The sequence below is a fragment of the Undibacterium sp. RTI2.2 genome, assembly GCF_035018705.1.
GTDB lineage: Bacteria > Pseudomonadota > Gammaproteobacteria > Burkholderiales > Burkholderiaceae_D > Undibacterium.
Window position 1 is genome coordinate 1 of the sequence record NZ_JASJXN010000150.1, and the last position, 389, is coordinate 389.

Below are 389 nucleotides of genomic sequence, written 5' to 3' on the forward strand. Positions count from 1 at the left end.
TGCGGCTATTGGATCGACGAAAATTACCTGGACGCTGAATTTCAATTGAAGTGGAAAATTCTCTGCGCTGTTTAACACCCATTAGTCGATGGCTTAGCTTCGGCAAATCGGATCACTGCTCTTGCTCCATGAATCAATAGTGTGCGTAAATAAGTGTCGCCCCGTTTGCTGATGCCTAGAAGCACTGATTTGCCACCACTGGAGTGCTGTCGCGGAACAAGCCCTAGCCATGCAGCTAGCTGACGCCCGTTATCGAAGTTCTTAGCATCGCCAATTGATGCCACCAATGCCGTGGCAGTGATGGGACCTATTCCTGGGATTTCAGCAAGCTTTCTACTCGTCTCTGAAGAGCGGTGCCATTGCTGAATTTTTTCATCCATCTCATCGAC

At 48.8% G+C, this 389-nt stretch carries 1 pseudogene; it reads right to left on the reverse strand.

The window, feature by feature from the left end:
* Positions 1 to 80: 80 nt before the first annotated feature.
* Positions 81 to 389: pseudogene (locus QN395_RS21505) on the reverse strand (transposase); the annotation flags it as partial.